The organism is Kitasatospora sp. NPDC059327 (assembly GCF_042752535.1).
In the GTDB taxonomy this organism is placed as follows: domain Bacteria; phylum Actinomycetota; class Actinomycetes; order Streptomycetales; family Streptomycetaceae; genus Kitasatospora.
In genome coordinates, this window is sequence record NZ_JBHYYB010000019.1 from 87,425 (window position 1) to 104,743 (window position 17,319).

Consider the following 17,319-nt stretch of genomic DNA (forward strand, 5'->3'; position numbering starts at 1 on the left):
TCAGAGCGGAAGCAGTTCCGGGCGCTTCGCCTCGACGTGGTCGCCGGAGGACTCGCCGCGCAGCCGGCGGCCGACCCACGGCAGCAGGAACTCGCGGGCCCACTGCAGGTTCTCCCGGCGCTGGTCGGCGGCGGTCTGGAACGGCAGGGCCGGCCACGGCGCCTCCGGGTCCTGCTCGGTGCGCAGGCCCAGCGAGCGGGCGGCCAGCAGGGCGACCCGCTGGTGCCCCTCGGCCGAGAGGTGCAGGCGGTCCTCGCTCCATGCCCGGCGGTCCTGCACCGCGCGCAGCGACCAGAGGTCGGCGACCTTGCAGCCGTTGCGGTCGGCGACGGCCCGCATGTGGCCGTTGTACGTGGCGATCTTGCCGCGAAGGTGCTTCAGCAGGGGCACGCCGCGGGTGTCGAAGCCGGTGCAGATGAGCACCGTCCCGGCGGATTCGGTGAGCTGGACGATGGCACGTTCGAAGCGCTCGGCCACCTCGTCCGGGTCGCTGCCCGGGCGCAGGATGTCGTTTCCGCCGGCGCAGAAGGTGACCAGGTCCGGCTGGATGCGCCGGACCTCGGGCACCTGCTCGGCCATGATCTGGTCGAGCAGCCGGCCGCGCACCGCGAGGTTGGCGTAGCGGAACCCGCCCGGCGGGCATCCGTCGGCGAGCAGTCCGGCGAGCCGGTCGGCCCAGCCGGTGAAGGCGCCGCCGAGGCCGGGGTCGTTCAGCCCTTCGGTGAAGCTGTCCCCGAGGGCCGCGTACGAACTGAGGTCAAGGGTCTCCTGGAGGTTCGGCATGAAGGAGATAGTTCACTGTCTCAAGTGACCTACGCCACCGTAGGTGGCCTGTGCGGGTACGTGAGATGGACCACGTGCGATGTCGGCGGGTATCGGGAATAACGGGGCGCGGGGTCGATCGCGGTGGCTTCGCCCGATCGGAGCGGACTGACGGATCATCAAGCGGACTTCTGATCGGTCGACTTGGGCCCTGTTGGTGATGTTCCGTGCGCCGGTGCGCGCGCCGGGTGCGCGGGGGGTTGCACCCGGCGGGGGCGGCCGCGCAGGTGTGCGAACGGCGCGGCCCGGGCAGCCGCCCTCTGGGCTGCGCGCGCGCCGGGGGTCCCCGGGCGCGCCCCGCTGCCCGGCACCCGGGGCCGGGCGCACCCGGCGGCCCGGCACCCGGTACGCCGGCACCCCGGTGGGCCCGCACCCCAGTACCCCAGTACCCCAGCACTCCCAGTGCCCCAGCACTCCCGAACCCCGACTTCCCGGACAGCGGAGGTAGCCGCATGCCGAATCGAACCCCGGAGCGCACCGCGAGGCCGCGGCGCTACCTGATGTGCCGGCCGACGTACTTCACCGTCGACTACGCCATCAACCCCTGGATGGACCCCGCACGGCCGACCGACACCGATCTCGCCGTCCGCCAGTGGGAGCGGCTGTGTACGACGTACCGCAGGCTCGGCCATACCGTCGAGCTGATCGAACCGCTGCCCGGCCTACCCGACATGGTCTACACCGCCAACGGCGCCACCGTCCTGGCCGGCCGGGCACTGGTCGCCACCTTCCGGCACCCCGAGCGGGCCGGTGAGTCCGATGCCCACCAGGCGTGGTTCCGGGCCGCCGGATATCGGGAGGTCCACCGGGCCGGTCACGTCAACGAGGGGGAGGGCGACCACCTGGTGGCCGGCCGGCGGGTGCTGGCCGGCACGGGCTTCCGCACCGATCCGGCGGCGCACGCCGAGGCCCGGGCGCTGTTCGGCGTCCAGGTGCTCAGCCTGACGCTGGTCGACCCGCGCTTCTACCACCTGGACACCGCGCTGGCCGTCCTCGACGACGACCACGTCATGTACTACCCCGCGGCCTTCTCGCCCGACAGCCAGGCGCTGCTGCGCAGCCTCTACCCCGACGCGATCCTCGCCGACCGCGCGGACGCCGAGGTGTTCGGCCTCAACGCGGTCTCGGACGGGCGGCGGGTCCTGCTGCCGGAGGCCGCCAAGGCGCTGGCCGGCCGGTTGGTCGAGCACGGCTACGAGCCGGTGCCGGTGGACGTCTCCGAGCTGCTCAAGGGCGGGGGCGGCCCCAAGTGCTGCACGTTGGAGCTGCGGCCGGCCTGAGCCGCGGCGCTCGGGCCGGCGGGTCCGGGTCCGCAGGCCGCCGCGCCGGGCGGGTGCGTGGCGCGGCGGCGTGGCGCGGCGGCGTGGCCGGGGGAAGGGGAGGGGGAGCGGGAGGGGCTCAGGCGTCCTGGCCCAGCCAGAGGTCCGGTCCGAATACCTCGTAGTGGATGTCCGCGGCCGGTACGCCCGCCGCGAGCAGCTGTGCCCGTACCGAGCGGAGGAAGGGCAGCGGGCCGCAGAGGTAGGCGACGGTGCCGGGCGGGACCGGCACCGTGGCGAGGTCGACCAGTCCGGTGCGCTCCTGCGGCCAGTCGCCGAGCGGACGCTCGTAGAAGACGTGGGCGACGGCGTCCGGCAGCTCGGCGGTGAACCGGTCGAGGTCGGCGCGGAAGGCGTGCGAGAGCTGGTCGCGGTCGCCGTGGACGGAGATCACCGTCCGGGGGGAGCCGGCGGCGGCGAGGTGGTCCAGCATGGCCGTGATCGGGGTGTTGCCGATGCCGGCGGAGGCGAGCAGTACGGGGCCGGTTCCGTCCGCGAGGGTGAGGTCGCCGAGCGGCGGGGCGAGTTCGACGACGTCGCCGGTGCGCAGGTGGTCGTGCAGGTGGCCGGAGACCTCGCCGGCCGGCGTCCCGTCGGCCCCGGAGGCGGCCCGCTTGACGCTGAAGCGCAGGGCGCCGTCGGCGCTCCCGGAGAGGCTGTACTGGCGGATCTGCCGGGCGCCGTCCGCCATCGTCGCGCGCACCGAGACGTACTGGCCGGGCCGGGCGGGCGGGACCGGGCCGCCGTCGGCGGGGCGGACCAGGTAGCTGGTCACCTCGTCGGTCTCCTGGTGGCGGGCGACCACGGTGAAGGGGCGCCAGAGGTCCTCCGGGTCGCCCGACCACGCGGCGGCGGTCTCGGCGCGGAGCCGGTCCTCGATGGCGATCAGGGCGTTCGCCATCAGCCAGTACACCTCGTCCCAGGCGGCGGCGACCTCCGGCGTGACGGCCTCGCCGAGCACCTCGACGATCGCGGCGAACAGGTACGTGTGGACGGTCCGGTACTGGTCGTCGCGGATGCCGACCGAGACGTGCTTGTGCGCGATCCGGGTGAGCATGGCGTCCGGCCGCTGGTCGGGGTGGGCGATCAGCGCGGAGGCGAACGCGGCTATCGAGCCGGCCAGCGCCTGGCGCTGGGTGCCGTTGGCCTGGTTGCCGCGGTTGAACAGGTCGCGCAGCAGCTCCGGGTGGTCGGCGAACAGCTTGTCGTAGAAGAGCGGCGTGATCTCACCGATCGCGCCGCCCACGACGGGCAGGGTGGCTTCGACGATCTCGGCGGACTTGGCGGACAGCATGGGGCTCGCTCCAAACTGGTATCTGAGAGTCGCATTAAAGGCCGTGCGGAGGCGCGACCCGGCGGTGCGGCGGGACGGTGGGCGGGGAGGGTCGAGGCAGGGGCCCGGGTGGGATCAGCCGGTGGGTCGGCCGGTGAGGCTCAGCAGGACCGGTCCGGTGGGCGGGGCGACCAGGTCGTCGATCGAGAGTGGGTCGAGCGAGGCGAAGAACGCCTCCTGCGCGGTCCGCAACGCCCCGCGCAGCCGGCAGGCGGCCCGCAGCGGGCAGGGCGGCTCGTCCTCGCAGCCGACCACGTCACCGACGCCCTCCAGCTCGCGCAGCAGCGACCCGACCGAGCCGGTCCGGCCCGCGAAGGTGAGGGCCAGGCCCCCGCCCCGCCCGCGTCTCGCCTCGACCACGCCGAGGTGCTGCAACCGGCTGACGACCTTGGCGGCGTGCGTGTACGGCACGCCCACGGACTCGGCCACCTCGCGGGTGGTCGGGTTCGTGTCCTCGTCGAGGACCGCCAGCCGCATGGCGACGCGGAGGGCGATGTCGGTGCTCTTGGTCAGCCTCACGTTCGAAAGGCTAGCGAATGCGAATCCTGGAATCCAATTTCCTGCACACTCCGACCGCGCCCCGGTCCGGGCGCGGTCGGAGGGCGGGGTCGGAGGGCGGCGCCGGCGCGCGGGACGGGGCCGGGTCGGCGGGCGCGCGGGACGGCGCGCGGGCCGGTGGGGCGCCCGGCGGTCCGCGGTGCGGCCGGTCCGGGGCCGACGCGTCACTGTACCGGTGGCGCGCGCCGGCTCTGTCGGAGTCGTCCGCCAACTGCTTTACTGGGCGCTCTTGTTGGCAGGTACATTCGTTGACGACCGGGGGACGTCATGGACAGCGAAGCCCAGCCACCACCACCGCCACGGCCGGCAGCTCCACCGCTTCCGCCACGGCCCGCGCGGCCGCCCGTCGAGGACAGGACGTACGGGGGCCTGTACGCCGGACCGCCGCCCGCTGCCGGAGCGTCCTACGGCGGCGCGACACCGTACGGCGGGGCACCGTACGGGGGTGCGTTCCAGAGCGGCCCGCCCGGCCCGGCCGGCTGGGGCCACCCGCCCGGCCCGCTCGCCGTGCCGCCGCCCGGCGCCGCGCCGCCGCCCGCTGCCGGGTTCGGACGCGGCGGCGCGTACGGCGCAGCCGGCGGCCGGCCGCCCACCCCGGCGACGCCGGAGAACCTGTCCGACCAGGCCGGTCCCGTCCCGGGCGACGCGACCCGCTACCTCTGCGCGGCGGCCTGGCTGGACCGGGACTTCCGCGCGGACCTGATCGAGGAACTGGTCGAGCAGTCGTTCCGGATCCCCGCCCCGTCCCCGGGCACCGATCTGGTCCGGGTGCTGCACGAGGCGCTGACCGCCCGGCGCTGGGAGGCCTGCGCGGGCGCGGCCTTCCTGGTGGTGCTGGCGGCCGGCTTCCCGTTGCTCGGCCCGGTGGCGGCGATCGCGGCGATCGGGGTCGTCGTGCTCCTCGGCCTCTTCGGCGGGTACGGCACGGACCGGATGGACCATCGGATCGGCCTGTCGCTGGAGCGGTTGGCCGTCGTGCGGCCGCCGCGCCGGAGGGCGGCCGGCCGTGCCGAGGGCGTACGGCAGCGGGCGGTCGCGGCCCTGGTGGTGCTGGTGCTCGTCGTCATGGCGTTCCGCTACCTCGAAGACACGGCCGCGAGCCGGATCGAGGACCTGGGCCCGGAACTGCGGGCCCAGGCCGGGCCCGTCCTCGTCGAGCTGGTCGTCCTGTGGCTGATCGCCGCTGTGCTGCGGCTGGCGATCCGCCGCCGGCTGGCCGCCCTGGCCGGGGGGCCGCCCGGACCGGACTCGAAGCCGTACGGCCGCCGCGCCGCCTGGCTGTACGACCGGCTGCGCGAGCAGCAGAGCGGACCGGAACTGCTCTACCGCAGCCGGGCGCCGCTGGTCGGCCTGGGCCTCGCGGGGCCCAGCTGGCGGATGACCTTCGAGCTGAGGCCCGCCGCCGAGCGGGCGGCCCAGGGGCTGCAGGCCGAGCCGATCGACGCCTCGGTCCTCTACCGGGCGATCGCCGCGCGGGTGCGCCAACTGGCGCAGGACACCCGCTATCCCGATGATCCGCTGCGCGGGCTCTCCGTCGCCGACCGGGTGTTTCGGCCCAGCATGCGCCGTGACGACCCCCGGCACTGGCGCGGCGCGATGTCCGCCCGGGCCGGTGACCAGGTCCTGCTCGAACCGGCGTGGGCGGACCTCCTGGGCCGCTCCGGGCACGAGCGGCTCCGGCACTACCTGGCGATCAGGGTCGGGTCCTGGCAGGAGGAGGTGGTGGTCACCGTGCTGGTCCGCACCACCACCCGGGGCGGGCTGCTCTACCTGGAATGGCTGCCGTACGTCCTGGCGCCGGTCGATCAGGCCTACCACGTCGTCGACCACCTGGGCCGGCACTCGGCCCTCGGCGACTGGAACAACGCCCTCGGCTGGGCCGCGCGCCGGCTGAGCCGTGACATCGCCGTCGCGGTGGGCCAGGTGAGCCGGGCGTGGAGCTCGCGCGGGCACGCCGCCACCCATGCGCGCCGTTACCGGCAGATCCTGGGGGCGGGCTACGCCGTCGACTACGCACCGCGGTCGAGCGTGCGGGAGTTGGGCGCCGCGGACGAGTTCCAGCACATCTTCCAGGCGCACGACGTGCAGCGCTTCCTGAACACCGTCACCCAGCGGGTCTTCAGCGCGGTGGGCGACGAACTCAGGGCACGCGGTTACGACAGCGGTGCCTTCGAGGAGCAGTCGCAGAACATCACCAACATCAACAACGGTGGGGTCCAGGTCAACAACAGCACGGTGAGGGGTCCGGTCGCGGGTGGCGCCGGCTCCTCGGTCACCATCCGGACACCGTAGAAGAGACCGGCGAGGAGTGGTTCTGATGGAGCAGCAGGCGAACGTCCCGGCCGGTGGCCCGCCCGGGCCGCCGGCGGTCGGGAACCGGAACGCCGGTGGTGTGCAGGTGAACGGCAGTACGGTCATCGGCCCGATCGCCGGCGGTCAGGGGGCCACCGTGCAGATCGGCGTCGGGGGCGACGCCTGGGCCGCCGCCGCGACCGGCCCGGACGGGCTGCGCGCCGCGGCGGAGTCCCTGCGCGCCGCCCTGACCCGGTTGCGGACCGAACAGCCGGGCGCGGTGGCGGAGGAGGACGCGGTGGACGCCGACGCGGCCCTGGCCGGGATCCTGGAGGAGACGGCGCGGGACCAGCCGCGCGAGGGCGTGCTCCGGCGCCGGGTCGGCACCGTCGTCGACGCCCTCCGGTCGGTCGCGCTGCTGGCGGCGGCGGTGACCGGACTGGAGGCCGCCTTCACGGCGTTGATCGGTTAGGCCGACGGCTGGGCCGGCCCCGGCCGTCGGCGGTGGGTGGCACCCGCCGGGCAAGCGCCGCCGGACCGGACCGGAGGCCCCGCCCGGCGGCGCTGCCGAGGCGCGCCGCAGGCACCCGGTGTCGCCCCCGGGGCGGTCCCGGGGGCGACGCGGGGGCTCAGCTCCGGACCGTCTCCGGCCGAGCCGCCGCCCCGGGGGCCGCCGGCGTGACCGCGTCGGCGGCGGTCGCCGAACCGCCGAGCAGGACGGGGACGGACCGCCGGGCCGGGACGAGCAGGGCGGCGAGGGCGGCCGCCAGGCAGAAGACGGCGAGCAGCGTGAACCCGTCGGTGTAGCCCGCGGCGTAGGGCAGGCCGGAGGGCTGGAGGTGGCCGGTGACCAGGCTGGTCATCAGCGCGGCGCCGATCGAGCCGCCGATGGTGCGGATGTTGGCGTTCATGCCGGTGGCGGCGCCGGTCTGCGCCGCGGGCACGCTCTGGACGATGAGGTTGCTCATCGAGGCGAAGGCCAGACCGATGCCGAGCCCGAAGACGCCCGCCGCCAGGGCGACCTGCCACGGCCGGTCGTGCCAGGCCGCGAGCATCGCGCAGGCGGCCGAGCCGAGAACGGCGCCGGTGATGAGCTGGGCCTTGGCGGGGAACCGGCCGGCCAGTCGGCCGCCGAGGATGCCCGCCACGAACATGGTGACCAGCATGGGCAGCATCAGCAGTCCCGCGCCGGTGATGCTCGCCCCGAAGCCGTAGCCGGCCGAGGAGGGCGTCTGCGCGAAGCCGGGGAGGAAGGCCCAGACCGCGTACATGCCGCCGCCGAACAGCAGGGCGGCGGTGTTGGTCGTCCAGACCGCCGGGAGGCGCATGATGCGCAGGTCGATCAGCGGGTTGCGCGAGCGGGCCTCGACCAGGGCCCAGAGGGCGAACAGGACGACGGCTGCCAGCAGCAGGCCGAGCACGCCGGCGGAGCCCCAACCCCACTTCGAGGCCTGGCTGATGGGGAGCAGCAGCGCCACCAGCCAGCCGGAGAGCAGGACGGCGCCGAGCCAGTTCACCCGGCCCGCGCCGCCGGCGCCCTCGGGACGCTCGGGCGACTCCGGGATGTAGCGGTACGCGATCACGGCGGTGACGGCGACGATGATCACCGGGAACCAGAACAGCCAGCGGTAGTCCAGCGCGCCGACGATCGGCCCGGCCAGGACCATGCCGAGGCCGCTGCCCACCGCGATGACGGCGGACAGGTTGCTGATCCCGGTGGCCACCCGCGCGGCGGGGAACTCGTCGCGGATGATCCCGAAGGAGAGCGGGAAGAGCGCGCCGGCGATGCCCTGGATGATCCGGGCGATGATCAGGACGGTGATGTTGGGGGCCACGGCGGCGATCAGGCAGCCCACCAGCAGCGCGCCGAGCGCCGCGACCAGGGTGCGCTTCTTGCCGACCAGGTCGCCCACCCGCCCGAGGATCGGGGTGAAGATCGAGGCGGAGAGCAGGTAGGCGGTCATCACCCAGGTGACGGTGGCCTGGGACGTGTGCATCGCGTGCTGGACGGTCGGCAGGGCGGGCGTGATCAGCGACTGGAGCAGGGCGAACACGCCCGCACCGGTCGCGAGGACGCCGAAGGTGAGGCGATTGGACGGGCGGCTCATCGGACCTTCTCGGGGCATGGGGGCACGAAGGGAGCGCGTGCCCACGGGATGCGTGCGGTACGGGAGTACGGGAGTACGGAGGTACGGGGAAGCGGGTGCCTCGCCGAGCGCCGCGCGGCGAGGTGCTGTGCCGGGTGTGCCGTGCCGTGCCGCGCTGTGCGGCGAACGGGAACCTGGCGAACGGTCGCGTGCGGAGGTGGAGCCGCCCGGCGGGCGGCGTCCGGGGCCGGGTCCGGTGCCGGTGCCGGATCGACGAGGGGGCTGAGGGCGGCCCCGCCGGGTACCGCGAAGGGGCGGGGGCGGGGCCCCACTGCTAAAGTTGAGGCATGCCTCCAGATTAGCGGAGGCATACCTCCGCTTCAACCCGGTGTCCGAAAAGAGATCCCCAGTGACGGAACAGGTCGTGGTCGGCGAGTTCATCGCGGCCCAGCGTCCGCGCCGCGCCGATGCCGCGCGCAACTTCGACGCGCTGCTGGTGGCCGCCCGCGAGGCCTTCGCCGAGCACGGCGCCGAGGCCTCGCTGGAGGACATCGCCCGCCGGGCCGGCGTCGGCATCGGCACCCTCTACCGCAACTTCCCCACTCGCAGGCACCTCTTCGAGACGGTCTACGCCAACGAGGTCAATGAACTGAGCCGGTTGGCCGAGGAGTTGTCGGGGCGCGCGCCCTGGGAGGCGCTGGCCGGCTGGCTGCGCCGGTTCGCCGCCTACACCCTGACCAAGCGGGCGATCCGCGAGGCGCTGGAGGGGGAGGAGTCGGACATCTTCCTGGCCTGCCGTCAGTCGATGTTCGACGCCGGTACCCCGCTGCTCCAGCGCGCGCAGAACGCCGAGGTGGTGCGGGCGGACATCTCCATCGACGACCTGCTGCGCCTGGTCTCCGGCGTCAGTTCGGTCGCGTTCCCCGACGAGGGGCAGCGTGACCGGGTCCTGGCCATCGCCCTGGACGGGGTGCGGACCGGGTCCTGACCGGTCACCCCCGTCGCCGGAACCGGAACCGGGTCCGGTTCCGGCGCTCGCCGGTCCGGCAGTCCCGGTGGTCCCGGCCGCGAGGGTGTCGGCGGCGTCTCCTACCATGACGGCCATGAACGCTGAGGGGTCGGACGCACGGCTCATCGACGGCCGCTTCGAACTGCTGCAACGGCTCGGCGGTGGAGGCATGGGCCTGGTCTGGCGCGCCCGGGACAACGCGCTCCACCGCGAGGTGGCCCTGAAGGAGGTCCGCCCGCCCGATCCGGCGATGGCGGCCGCCGACCCGGAGGGCGCGCGGGAGCTGCGCGAGCGGGTGCTCCGCGAGGCGCGCGCCCTGGCGCGGCTCCAGCACCCCCATGTGGTGATCATCCATCACATCGTCGACACCGCCGACCACCCCCACCCCTGGCTCGTCATGGAACTGGTCACCGGCGGCAGCCTCGCCGACCGGCTGGCCCGGGGCCCGCTCACGGTGCCCGAGGCCGCCGGGATCGGCCGCGGGGTGCTCTCGGCGCTGCGCGCCGCCCACGCGGCCGGCATCCAGCACCGCGACGTCAAGCCCGGGAACGTCCTGCTGCGACCGGACGGCACTCCCGTCCTCACCGACTTCGGCATCGCCGCCATGCACGGCGCCACCGCCCTCACCAGCACCGGAGCCCTGATCGGCTCGCCCGAGTACATCGCCCCGGAGCGGATCCGCGGGTCCGAGGGCGATCCCTCCTCCGACCTGTGGTCGCTCGGCATGATGCTGTACGTCGCCGTCGAGGGTCACCACCCGCTGCGCCGGGCCACCACGCTCGCCACCCTCGCCGCCGTGCTCGACGAGCCGCTGCCGCCGCCGGTGCGATCGGGGCAGCTCGGGCCGCTGCTCGCCGCCCTGCTCGCCAGGGACCCGGCGGCCCGGCCGGACGCGGAGCAGCTCGACCGCGCGCTCGCGGACGCCGAGGCCGGGGGCGCTCCCGGGCCGTCGTACGGTCCGGCCCTCGGCGCGGTGGCCTGGTCACCGACGGGGCTGGACACACCGCGGCCCGCGCCGGCTCCGTGGCCGGGCGCCGACCGGGCGACGTTCGGGCTGTCGCCCGGTGCCGGTGCCGGGGCCGCCACCGGTCCGGCGTACGGCTACGGCGACGGCTGGGGCCACGGCGCCGGCCCGGTCGACGCGCCGGTCCACCCGGGCGCCACCGGCCCGGTCCACCCCGGGTCCACGGCTCACCCCGGGTCCACGGCTCACCCCGGGTCCACGGCTCACCCGGAGTTCCCGACCGACGCGACCCCGCCCGGCCGGGTGGTCCCCGCGCCGCGCGGCAGGCGGGCGCGGGCCGTGGTGTTCTCGGTCGCCGCGGTCACGCTGACCGGCGTCCTCGCCTGGAACCTCCGGCCCGACTCGGGTGCCCCCGGCGGTTCCGACGCCGCCGCGCCCCCGGCGGCGTCCAGCACGGGGGTGACCGGGAGCGCGGACCCCGGTGCGCCTGCCGCCGCCTCGACCGCCGCCACGCCCGCGCCCGCCGCCTCCTCGCCGGGGGCGACCAAGTCCGCGCCCCCGTCCGCCGTTCCGCCGGACTTCCTCACCCCGGCCGGGGTCCGCACCACGGTGGACGCCGTCCGCCCGTTCCTGGCCGACTCCAAGATCACCGACCTCACCGTCTACCCCACCTATGCGAGCGCCACGGGGCCGACCGCCGCCGACGCCACGGTCTACGACCGGCTCGACTACCGCGCCGGCAAGGTCACCCGTACCCCGGGTGGCACGATGACGTCCCGGGACAAGACGGTCGACCTGCGGAGTTACGACTGGGAGATCATTCCGGCGCTGCTCCAGAAGGCCCAGGACACGCTGAACGTCCCCAACCCGACCAGCCGCTACCTGATCATCGGCCCGGACAGCCTCGACGGTACGCCGAGCATCCGGGTCTACCTCTCCGGCCCGTACGGCGGTGGCTACCTCGCCGCCGACACCAAGGGCAAGGTGAAGCGCTCGTTCCCCCGGGGCGGCTGAGCCGCGCCCGACCCGAGCGGCCGCGCCGGCTCTTCCGGCGTGGCCGCTGTTCGGTGTGCCGTGGGCCCGGTCCGGCTCCCGCCGGGCGAACGTCAGGCGTGGGACGTTCGCCCGGGTCGGCGGCAGGCGCCACGGTCCGCGCCCGGCCCGCCGACCGCGCTCCCCGGCCGCCCGCAGCCGCCCGCCGACCGCGCGGGGCTGACCGGTCACTCGGCTGCTCCCGCGCGGTGCGGCCGACCGGTCACCGGCCACCCCGGGGCCGGAACGTGCGCGGGACGGCTCAGCCGGGCGCGGCCAGCGTGCGGAAGGCCAGGAGGGCGATGTCGTCCCGGGTGTCGGCGACCTGGGCGAGCACGTGGTCGCAGAGCTCGTCCAGCGGCCGGTGACCGGCCTCGCCCGCCGCCCGCGCCAGCCGCTCCAGCCCGGCCGCCAGGTTCTCCCCGGGAACCTCGACCAGCCCGTCGGTGTAGAGCAGCAGGGTGTCCCCGGGCGCGATGTCCGTCCAGTGGGTGTGCCGCTGCTCGGCGGGGGCGACGCAGAGCGGCACATCGCTGTCGGCCTCCTCGGTGCTCAGGAACCGGGGCTCGCCCGAGGCGGGCACCAGCAGCGGCGGCGGGTGCCCGGCGTTGGACCACGCCGCCCGCCAGCCGTGGCCGTCGCGGACCAGGTTCAGGTGGACGGCGGTGGCGAAGGCGGCCACCCCGAGGCCGTCGGCGGCGGTGTCGAGCGCGGTGAGCGTGTCGGCGGGCGTGTGCAGGTGGGTGCGGTTGTACGCGACGGACCGCAGCATGCTGCGCAGCTGCCCCATGGTGGTGGCGGCGGTGAGGTCGTGCCCCGCCACGTCGCCGATGGTCAGGGCGAGCGAGCCGTCGGGCAGCAGGAACGCGTCGTACCAGTCGCCGCCGACCTCGGCGGCCCGGTTACCGGGCTGGTAGCGCGCGGCGAGCTCGGCGCCCGGCACGATCGGCGGGGCGGTGAGCAGCGCCCGCTGGAGGACGAGCGCCACCTGCCGGGTGCGCTGCAGTTCCAGGGTTTGGCGCAGTGTCGCCTGGGCGCGCTGGAGGACTTCCTGGAGCAGGTCGATGTCGGTCCGGCCGGGGGGCGGGGTGTCCTCGCAGCCGGCGGCCGCGGCGAGGGCGACGGTGGTGCCGTCGATCACGATGGGCAGCAGGGTGAGGCTGGTGGCGCGGGCCCGGGTCAGCCACTGGGCCGATTCGCGGGGGACGACGCCGGGCGGGATGTCGCCGACCGGGAAGGTGAGCAGGGCCGGGGCCTGGCGGGCGACGACCCGCAGGGCGGCGGGCCCGAGCCGGTAGCTCTGCTGGCGCAGGGCGGGCAGCGGTGGCAGGCCCGGCCGGGCGGTGGAGGCGATCCGGGTGCCGAGGATCTCGTCGGGCCGGGTGGTGTGTTCGCGGGTGGAGAGCAGGAACACCGTGCAGGCGTCGGTGAGCTCCGGGACGACGAGGTCCGCGACGGCGGCGAAGGCGTCGTCGGGCCGGGCGGTCTCGGTCACCGCGAGCGCCCCGGCGAGCAGGCGTTCGCGCAGCCGGTTGCGCCAGCGGTCCTCGATGTCGGAGGTGGCCCCGACCCACTCCACCGGCCGGCCCTCGCGGACGATCGGCACCGCGCGCGCGGCGACGTGCCGGTAGTCCCCGGAGGCGGTGCGCACCCGGAAGTCGTGTTCGAACATGGACGGCTCGCCGGTCGCCGCCTTCGTCCACTTCTCGGCCAGCCCGGCGCGGTCCCGGGGGTGGATGAGCTCGAACCACGCCTCGTCCATGGTCTCCCGCCAGGGCTGCCCGGTGAGCCGCTGCCACCCGGGCACGAGTTCGGCCATGGAGCCGTCGGCGCGGACGATCCAGACCAGCTGGGAGACGGCGGAGATCAGCGCCTCGTACCGCTCCAGGGTGCGCAGGCGGTCGCTGGAGAGCTGTTCGGCCTGTTGGGCGGCGTGCACCTCGGTGGTGGTGTCGATCGCGGCGATCAGGATGCCGGGGCCGAAGCGGGAGGAGATGGGTGAGCAGCTGTAGACGAAGTGCCGATGGTCGTCGCTGTCGTCCCCGGGCCGTTCCACCGTGCGGGGGGTGGTGACCTGGCGGGCGGTGCCGTCGGCCAGGACGAGGTCGAGCGTTTCGAAGAACCGCTCCACGCCGGGTTCGGCGAACAGTTCCCGGACGGGAACGCCGATCGAGCGCGGTCCGAAGAGCTCACGGAAGGCGTCGTTGCGGTAGACCAGGCGGTGTTCCCGGCCCGCGGTCAGGGCGATCGCCACGATCGCCCGGTCGAAGACCTCGGGTGTCAGTTGCGGATCGACCACCCGTGGTGCCCCCTTGTCCGGTGTTGTCTCCTGCGGCGGCGCCCGGGTGACTCGGGGCCGGGTGCCTCCGGGGCGGGTGCCTCGGGGCCTTCCCGCCGGTGGACGGCGTGGCCTCCCACCGGTCGGCGATCGCCCGCGGCCGTCCTTGGCACGATACGTTCTGGCCGGTGCGTCTGTACCGTTATGCCACGATTGTCGCCCTTGGGGAGGGTGGCAGGGGAGTCTGCGGCGACGGGGTCGCCGGCCGACCCACCGCCACGCCGGTGACGCGCGAACCGCGGCCGCGCTCCACCGCAGCGCCCTGGGCACCGCGCGGAGCCGGCACCCGGAACCTGTGCACGTCGCGGCGCCGCGACGCGTCAGGAGGCGCTACGGCCGCGGATCACCAAGGGTGACACCTGGCTGATCGAGTTCCGGCGGACGGGACCAACCGACCGGTGGTCGCGGGTATCGTGGGCTCGGGCCGTGACTGGCGCTGAGGTGGAGTACCACCGGGGAGCGGCCTGACGCATCGTCGATGCCGTGCGCCTGGGCACCTCACCGTGGAGCTCAGGAGTGGCACATGATGGAGACGCGGCAGGCGCGGCTGATGGCCGGTACGGATCTCGCCCGCCGAATGACCGGGACCAGCGCCGCACTGGCCGAGGACATCCGTCTGCGCACCGGGGTGTCCCCCTGTCTGGCGACTGTGCTGGTGGGAGAGGACCCGGCCTCGGTCACCTATGTCCGGATGAAGCAGGCCCGTTGCGCGAAGGCCGGCATCCGCTCGCGACACGTGGCCCTGCCGGCTTCGGTGAGCACCGGCGGCCTGGTGGAGGCCGTCACCGCGCTGTCCGAGGACCCGGACGTGCACGGCATCCTGCTCCAGCACCCGGTGGGAGCGCACATCGACGAGCGCGCCGCGTTCGAGGCGATCGCTCCCGAGAAGGACGTCGACGGGGTCACCACGCACTCCTTCGCGTCGATGGGGTTCGGGCTGCCCGGCTTCGTCTCCTGCACGCCCGGGGGGATCATGCGCCTGTTGGACGAGTACGACGTCGACCTCACGGGGAAGCACGCCGTCGTGGTGGGACGCAGCCCCATCCTGGGCAAGCCCGTCGGCATGCTCCTCCTCGGGCGGGACGCCACGGTGACCTACTGTCACTCCCGCACCGTCGAGCTGCCCTCGATCGTGCGTGAGGCGGACGTCCTGGTCGCCGCGGTCGGCCGGCCGCGCTTCATCGACGGGGCGGACATCAAGCCCGGCGCCGTGGTGATCGACGCGGGCTACAACCCGGGCAACGTCGGGGACGTCGACTTCGAGACCGCCCGGCACCGGGCGAGCCTGATCACTCCCGTCCCCGGTGGTGTCGGTCCGATGACCATCGCCGTCCTCCTCGCGCAGACCGTCGACGCGGCAGCACGTCAGCTCAGCCGGTCCTGACCCGGGAGGAGCCGGCGGCCCGGCGCGCGGTCCGCCGCTCGGGCCGCCGGGTCCTTCCGGGGTCAGGACGGCCGGGGCCCGCTCCGGAGGTGGCGTCGCGAGCGGATCCGTCGGCGTCAGGACGACATCGCCGCGCGGTCGGCCGCACTGCGGAGCACGCAGAACTCATTGCCCTCCGGGTCCGCGAGGACGGCCCAGCCGGCACCGTCGGGTTCCCGGCGGTCGTCGACGAGGGTGGCGCCGAGGGCCAGCAGCCGCTCGACCTCCTCCTCGCGCGTGGTCGTCGGACGCAGGCACAGGTGGAGCCTGTTCTTGATCGTCTTCGGTTCCGGCACCTGGTTGAAGTGCAGCAGCGGGCCCTCCGGCAGCATCACCTCGGTCTCCGGATCACCGGGCTTGTCCTCCGCGTGCAGGGGGTGACCGAGCACCTCGCTCCAGAAGCGAGCCAGTGCATGGGCATCCGCACAGTCGATCGCCACGTTCTGTATCACTGAGACCATGCGCACGAGCCTGCCCGACGTACGGCTCGGTCCGCCACCGGATCGCGGCCGGCTCCGTCGGGCCGGTGCGCTCCTCGTCGAGAGCCCGGGGATGTGTGCGCCGAGGACGTGCCGTGTCGCAGGACGGCTGCTACTCCACCCACGTGCCGTCGCGCATGATCACCCTGCCGCGCAGCTCCGGTTCGCCGCGCCAGGCGCGCACGGTCTTCGGCGTCACGCGAATGTACAGGTACGAATCCTCCTCCGTACGCGGGTCCCACCCGAACGTGGCGCTGAACGCCGCCGCCGCGTCGCCGGGCACGTCCTGGTCCGGGAACCAGGCGGCCTCACCCTGGAGGAGCACCACGTCGAACGTGTCGGGCAGCGCCAGGCGCACGCGTGGGTCCGCTCGGACGTTGCGTGCCGTCGCGGACGTGGCGGTGGTGCACATCCACACCGCCTGTCCGTCCCACCGGAACCAGAGCGGCACCTGGTGCGGCCCGTGATCGGGATGCGCGGTCGACACCCACGCGTCCCGCTCGCGGACGAGCCGTGCCAGAGTGTCGCGCCTGCGCTCCGCCGCCTGACGGCGAACGATTCCCGTGGTCTGCATGAGTGCCGACCCTAGTCAGCGGGTGCGGAGCGCACATGGGGCGAGGGACCTACTCCCGGCGACCGATGACGCCCTCGGCCTCCGACTCGGTGCCCCACGGGACGGCGGACGCCGGAGTAGGCGCCGGAAGTCGGACCCGCCGACTTCCGGCGCGCGGGCATCGGTGACGTGCGCTCAGTCGAGGACGGCGACGGCCTCGACCTCGACCAGGTGCTCGGGGACGTCCAGGGCCGCCACACCGAGCAGGGTCGCGGGCGGGGCGGCGGTGGTCCCGAGCTTCGACGCCGCTCGCGCGATTCCGTCCAGGAGCAGCGGCATCATGTCGGGTGTCCAGTCGACGACGTGGACGGTCAGCTTCGCGACGTCGTCGAACGACGCCCCGGCCCCGGCCAGGGCGGTGCCGACGTTGAGGTAGCACCGTTCGACCTGGGCCGCCAGGTCTCCCACGCCGACGGTCGCCCCGTCGGCGTCCCAGGCGACCTGCCCGGCGACGTAGACGGTCCGCGAACCGGAAGCGACCGCGACCTGCCGGTAGACGTCGATCTCGGGCAGCCCGGCGGGGTTCAGCAGGGTGATGGCCATCGTGCTCTCTGCCTCCTGTGCTCTCTTGCGGTGACTCGGTAACCGTAGGAGAGTGGCGGCTGACGTGGAAGAACGCACTTTTCGGTGACTGGGGAACCTCATGGTGACCAAGCAGCTCAGGGGCCCCAAGGGCCCGGTCGACGACGCGGACCTGACCCGCGCGGACTCCCTGGCACGGGAGATCTTCTCGGACATCGCCAACAAGTGGGCGCTCCTGATCGTCGAGACCCTGGGCGACGGCACGCTGCGGTTCACCGAACTGCGCGGCCGGATCGACGGCATCAGCCACAAGATGCTCACCCAGAACCTGCGCCTGCTGGAGCGCAACGGCCTGGTCGAGCGGACGGTGCACCCCACCGTGCCGCCGCGCGTCGAGTACACGCTCACCGAACCGGGCCGGGCGCTGCGCGCCACGGTCGACGCCATGTGCGACTGGACCCACCGGCACCTGGAGGCGATCGAGTCCGCCCGGCACCGCTTCGACGGGGCGTGACGGCCGGGGTGGTG

15 protein-coding genes and 1 riboswitch are annotated in these 17,319 nt (G+C 74.5%); of the genes, 7 read left to right on the forward strand and 8 right to left on the reverse strand.

Going from position 1 to position 17,319, the window contains the following annotated elements; all coding sequences use genetic code 11:
* The gene (locus ACFXHB_RS14590) at window positions 1-783 is read right to left on the reverse strand and encodes an SGNH/GDSL hydrolase family protein (RefSeq protein ID WP_380574467.1); all 783 of its coding nucleotides are present in this window, start codon (window positions 781-783) and stop codon (window positions 1-3) included.
* Between the two features lie 491 nt (window positions 784-1,274).
* Here ACFXHB_RS14590 and ddaH point away from each other — a divergent pair, with 491 nt between their 5' ends.
* Complete coding sequence (gene ddaH, locus ACFXHB_RS14595; RefSeq protein WP_380574468.1) at window positions 1,275-2,102, forward strand: dimethylargininase; 828 nt, start codon at window positions 1,275-1,277, stop codon at window positions 2,100-2,102.
* 118 nt (window positions 2,103-2,220) lie between these two features.
* Here ddaH and ACFXHB_RS14600 read toward each other — a convergent pair whose 3' ends face one another.
* Both ACFXHB_RS14600 and ACFXHB_RS14605 read right to left on the reverse strand, forming a co-directional pair.
* Window positions 2,221-3,435, reverse strand: coding sequence for a globin domain-containing protein (locus ACFXHB_RS14600; RefSeq protein WP_380574469.1), 1,215 nt, complete (start codon window positions 3,433-3,435; stop codon window positions 2,221-2,223).
* Window positions 3,436-3,549: 114 nt separating this feature from the next.
* Window positions 3,550-3,993: an RrF2 family transcriptional regulator gene (locus tag ACFXHB_RS14605; RefSeq protein ID WP_380574470.1), complete on the reverse strand. Its 444-nt coding sequence runs from the start codon at window positions 3,991-3,993 to the stop codon at window positions 3,550-3,552.
* 306 nt (window positions 3,994-4,299) lie between these two features.
* Here ACFXHB_RS14605 and ACFXHB_RS14610 point away from each other — a divergent pair, with 306 nt between their 5' ends.
* Both ACFXHB_RS14610 and ACFXHB_RS14615 read left to right on the forward strand, forming a co-directional pair.
* Window positions 4,300-6,324, forward strand: coding sequence for a hypothetical protein (locus ACFXHB_RS14610; protein WP_380574471.1), 2,025 nt, complete (start codon window positions 4,300-4,302; stop codon window positions 6,322-6,324).
* A gap of 25 nt (window positions 6,325-6,349) precedes the next feature.
* Window positions 6,350-6,796 (forward strand): hypothetical protein, encoded by a 447-nt coding sequence (locus ACFXHB_RS14615; protein WP_380574472.1) that lies wholly within the window; start codon window positions 6,350-6,352, stop codon window positions 6,794-6,796.
* A gap of 157 nt (window positions 6,797-6,953) precedes the next feature.
* Here the strand turns inward: ACFXHB_RS14615 and ACFXHB_RS14620 are convergent, their stop codons facing one another.
* Window positions 6,954-8,432, reverse strand: a complete 1,479-nt coding sequence (locus ACFXHB_RS14620) for an MFS transporter (protein ID WP_380574474.1) — start codon at window positions 8,430-8,432, stop codon at window positions 6,954-6,956.
* Window positions 8,433-8,820: 388 nt separating this feature from the next.
* Here ACFXHB_RS14620 and ACFXHB_RS14625 point away from each other — a divergent pair, with 388 nt between their 5' ends.
* Window positions 8,821-9,399 (forward strand): TetR/AcrR family transcriptional regulator, encoded by a 579-nt coding sequence (locus ACFXHB_RS14625; RefSeq protein WP_380574475.1) that lies wholly within the window; start codon window positions 8,821-8,823, stop codon window positions 9,397-9,399.
* 115 nt (window positions 9,400-9,514) lie between these two features.
* A complete protein-coding gene (locus ACFXHB_RS14630) occupies window positions 9,515-11,398 on the forward strand; it encodes a protein kinase (protein WP_380574476.1) in 1,884 nt (627 codons plus the stop codon).
* A 280-nt stretch (window positions 11,399-11,678) separates the two neighbouring features.
* Here ACFXHB_RS14630 and ACFXHB_RS14635 read toward each other — a convergent pair whose 3' ends face one another.
* Entirely contained in the window at window positions 11,679-13,715 is a 2,037-nt protein-coding gene (locus tag ACFXHB_RS14635) for a SpoIIE family protein phosphatase (RefSeq protein WP_380574477.1), read from the reverse strand.
* A 455-nt stretch (window positions 13,716-14,170) separates the two neighbouring features.
* Window positions 14,171-14,256, forward strand: a riboswitch (ZMP/ZTP riboswitch).
* 21 nt (window positions 14,257-14,277) lie between these two features.
* On the opposite strand from ACFXHB_RS14635, the gene ACFXHB_RS14640 reads away from it, so the two are divergent.
* Window positions 14,278-15,138 (forward strand): bifunctional 5,10-methylenetetrahydrofolate dehydrogenase/5,10-methenyltetrahydrofolate cyclohydrolase, encoded by an 861-nt coding sequence (locus ACFXHB_RS14640; protein ID WP_380574478.1) that lies wholly within the window; start codon window positions 14,278-14,280, stop codon window positions 15,136-15,138.
* A gap of 116 nt (window positions 15,139-15,254) precedes the next feature.
* On the opposite strand, the gene ACFXHB_RS14645 is transcribed toward ACFXHB_RS14640, so the two are convergent.
* The 3 genes from ACFXHB_RS14645 to ACFXHB_RS14655 form a co-directional block, all read right to left on the reverse strand.
* The gene (locus ACFXHB_RS14645) at window positions 15,255-15,638 is read right to left on the reverse strand and encodes a VOC family protein (protein ID WP_380574479.1); all 384 of its coding nucleotides are present in this window, start codon (window positions 15,636-15,638) and stop codon (window positions 15,255-15,257) included.
* Between the two features lie 130 nt (window positions 15,639-15,768).
* Window positions 15,769-16,230, reverse strand: a complete 462-nt coding sequence (locus ACFXHB_RS14650) for a pyridoxamine 5'-phosphate oxidase family protein (protein WP_380574480.1) — start codon at window positions 16,228-16,230, stop codon at window positions 15,769-15,771.
* Window positions 16,231-16,404: 174 nt separating this feature from the next.
* Entirely contained in the window at window positions 16,405-16,812 is a 408-nt protein-coding gene (locus ACFXHB_RS14655; protein ID WP_380574481.1) for a RidA family protein, read from the reverse strand.
* Window positions 16,813-16,912: 100 nt separating this feature from the next.
* Here ACFXHB_RS14655 and ACFXHB_RS14660 point away from each other — a divergent pair, with 100 nt between their 5' ends.
* Window positions 16,913-17,305 carry a winged helix-turn-helix transcriptional regulator gene (locus tag ACFXHB_RS14660; RefSeq protein WP_380574482.1) on the forward strand — a complete coding sequence of 131 codons (393 nt, stop codon included), beginning with the start codon at window positions 16,913-16,915 and terminating at the stop codon, window positions 17,303-17,305.
* The last annotated feature ends 14 nt before the right edge of the window (window positions 17,306-17,319 follow it).

Coding starts and splice junctions, on each gene's coding strand:
- ACFXHB_RS14590 (WP_380574467.1), bottom strand. CDS start 783: ATGCCGAACCTCCAGGAGACCCTTGACCTCAGTTCGTACGCGGCCCTC.
- ddaH (WP_380574468.1), top strand. CDS start 1,275: ATGCCGAATCGAACCCCGGAGCGCACCGCGAGGCCGCGGCGCTACCTG.
- ACFXHB_RS14600 (WP_380574469.1), bottom strand. CDS start 3,435: ATGCTGTCCGCCAAGTCCGCCGAGATCGTCGAAGCCACCCTGCCCGTC.
- ACFXHB_RS14610 (WP_380574471.1), top strand. CDS start 4,300: ATGGACAGCGAAGCCCAGCCACCACCACCGCCACGGCCGGCAGCTCCA.
- ACFXHB_RS14615 (WP_380574472.1), top strand. CDS start 6,350: ATGGAGCAGCAGGCGAACGTCCCGGCCGGTGGCCCGCCCGGGCCGCCG.
- ACFXHB_RS14620 (WP_380574474.1), bottom strand. CDS start 8,432: ATGAGCCGCCCGTCCAATCGCCTCACCTTCGGCGTCCTCGCGACCGGT.
- ACFXHB_RS14630 (WP_380574476.1), top strand. CDS start 9,515: ATGAACGCTGAGGGGTCGGACGCACGGCTCATCGACGGCCGCTTCGAA.
- ACFXHB_RS14640 (WP_380574478.1), top strand. CDS start 14,278: ATGATGGAGACGCGGCAGGCGCGGCTGATGGCCGGTACGGATCTCGCC.
- ACFXHB_RS14645 (WP_380574479.1), bottom strand. CDS start 15,638: ATGGTCTCAGTGATACAGAACGTGGCGATCGACTGTGCGGATGCCCAT.
- ACFXHB_RS14650 (WP_380574480.1), bottom strand. CDS start 16,230: ATGCAGACCACGGGAATCGTTCGCCGTCAGGCGGCGGAGCGCAGGCGC.
- ACFXHB_RS14655 (WP_380574481.1), bottom strand. CDS start 16,812: ATGGCCATCACCCTGCTGAACCCCGCCGGGCTGCCCGAGATCGACGTC.
- ACFXHB_RS14660 (WP_380574482.1), top strand. CDS start 16,913: ATGGTGACCAAGCAGCTCAGGGGCCCCAAGGGCCCGGTCGACGACGCG.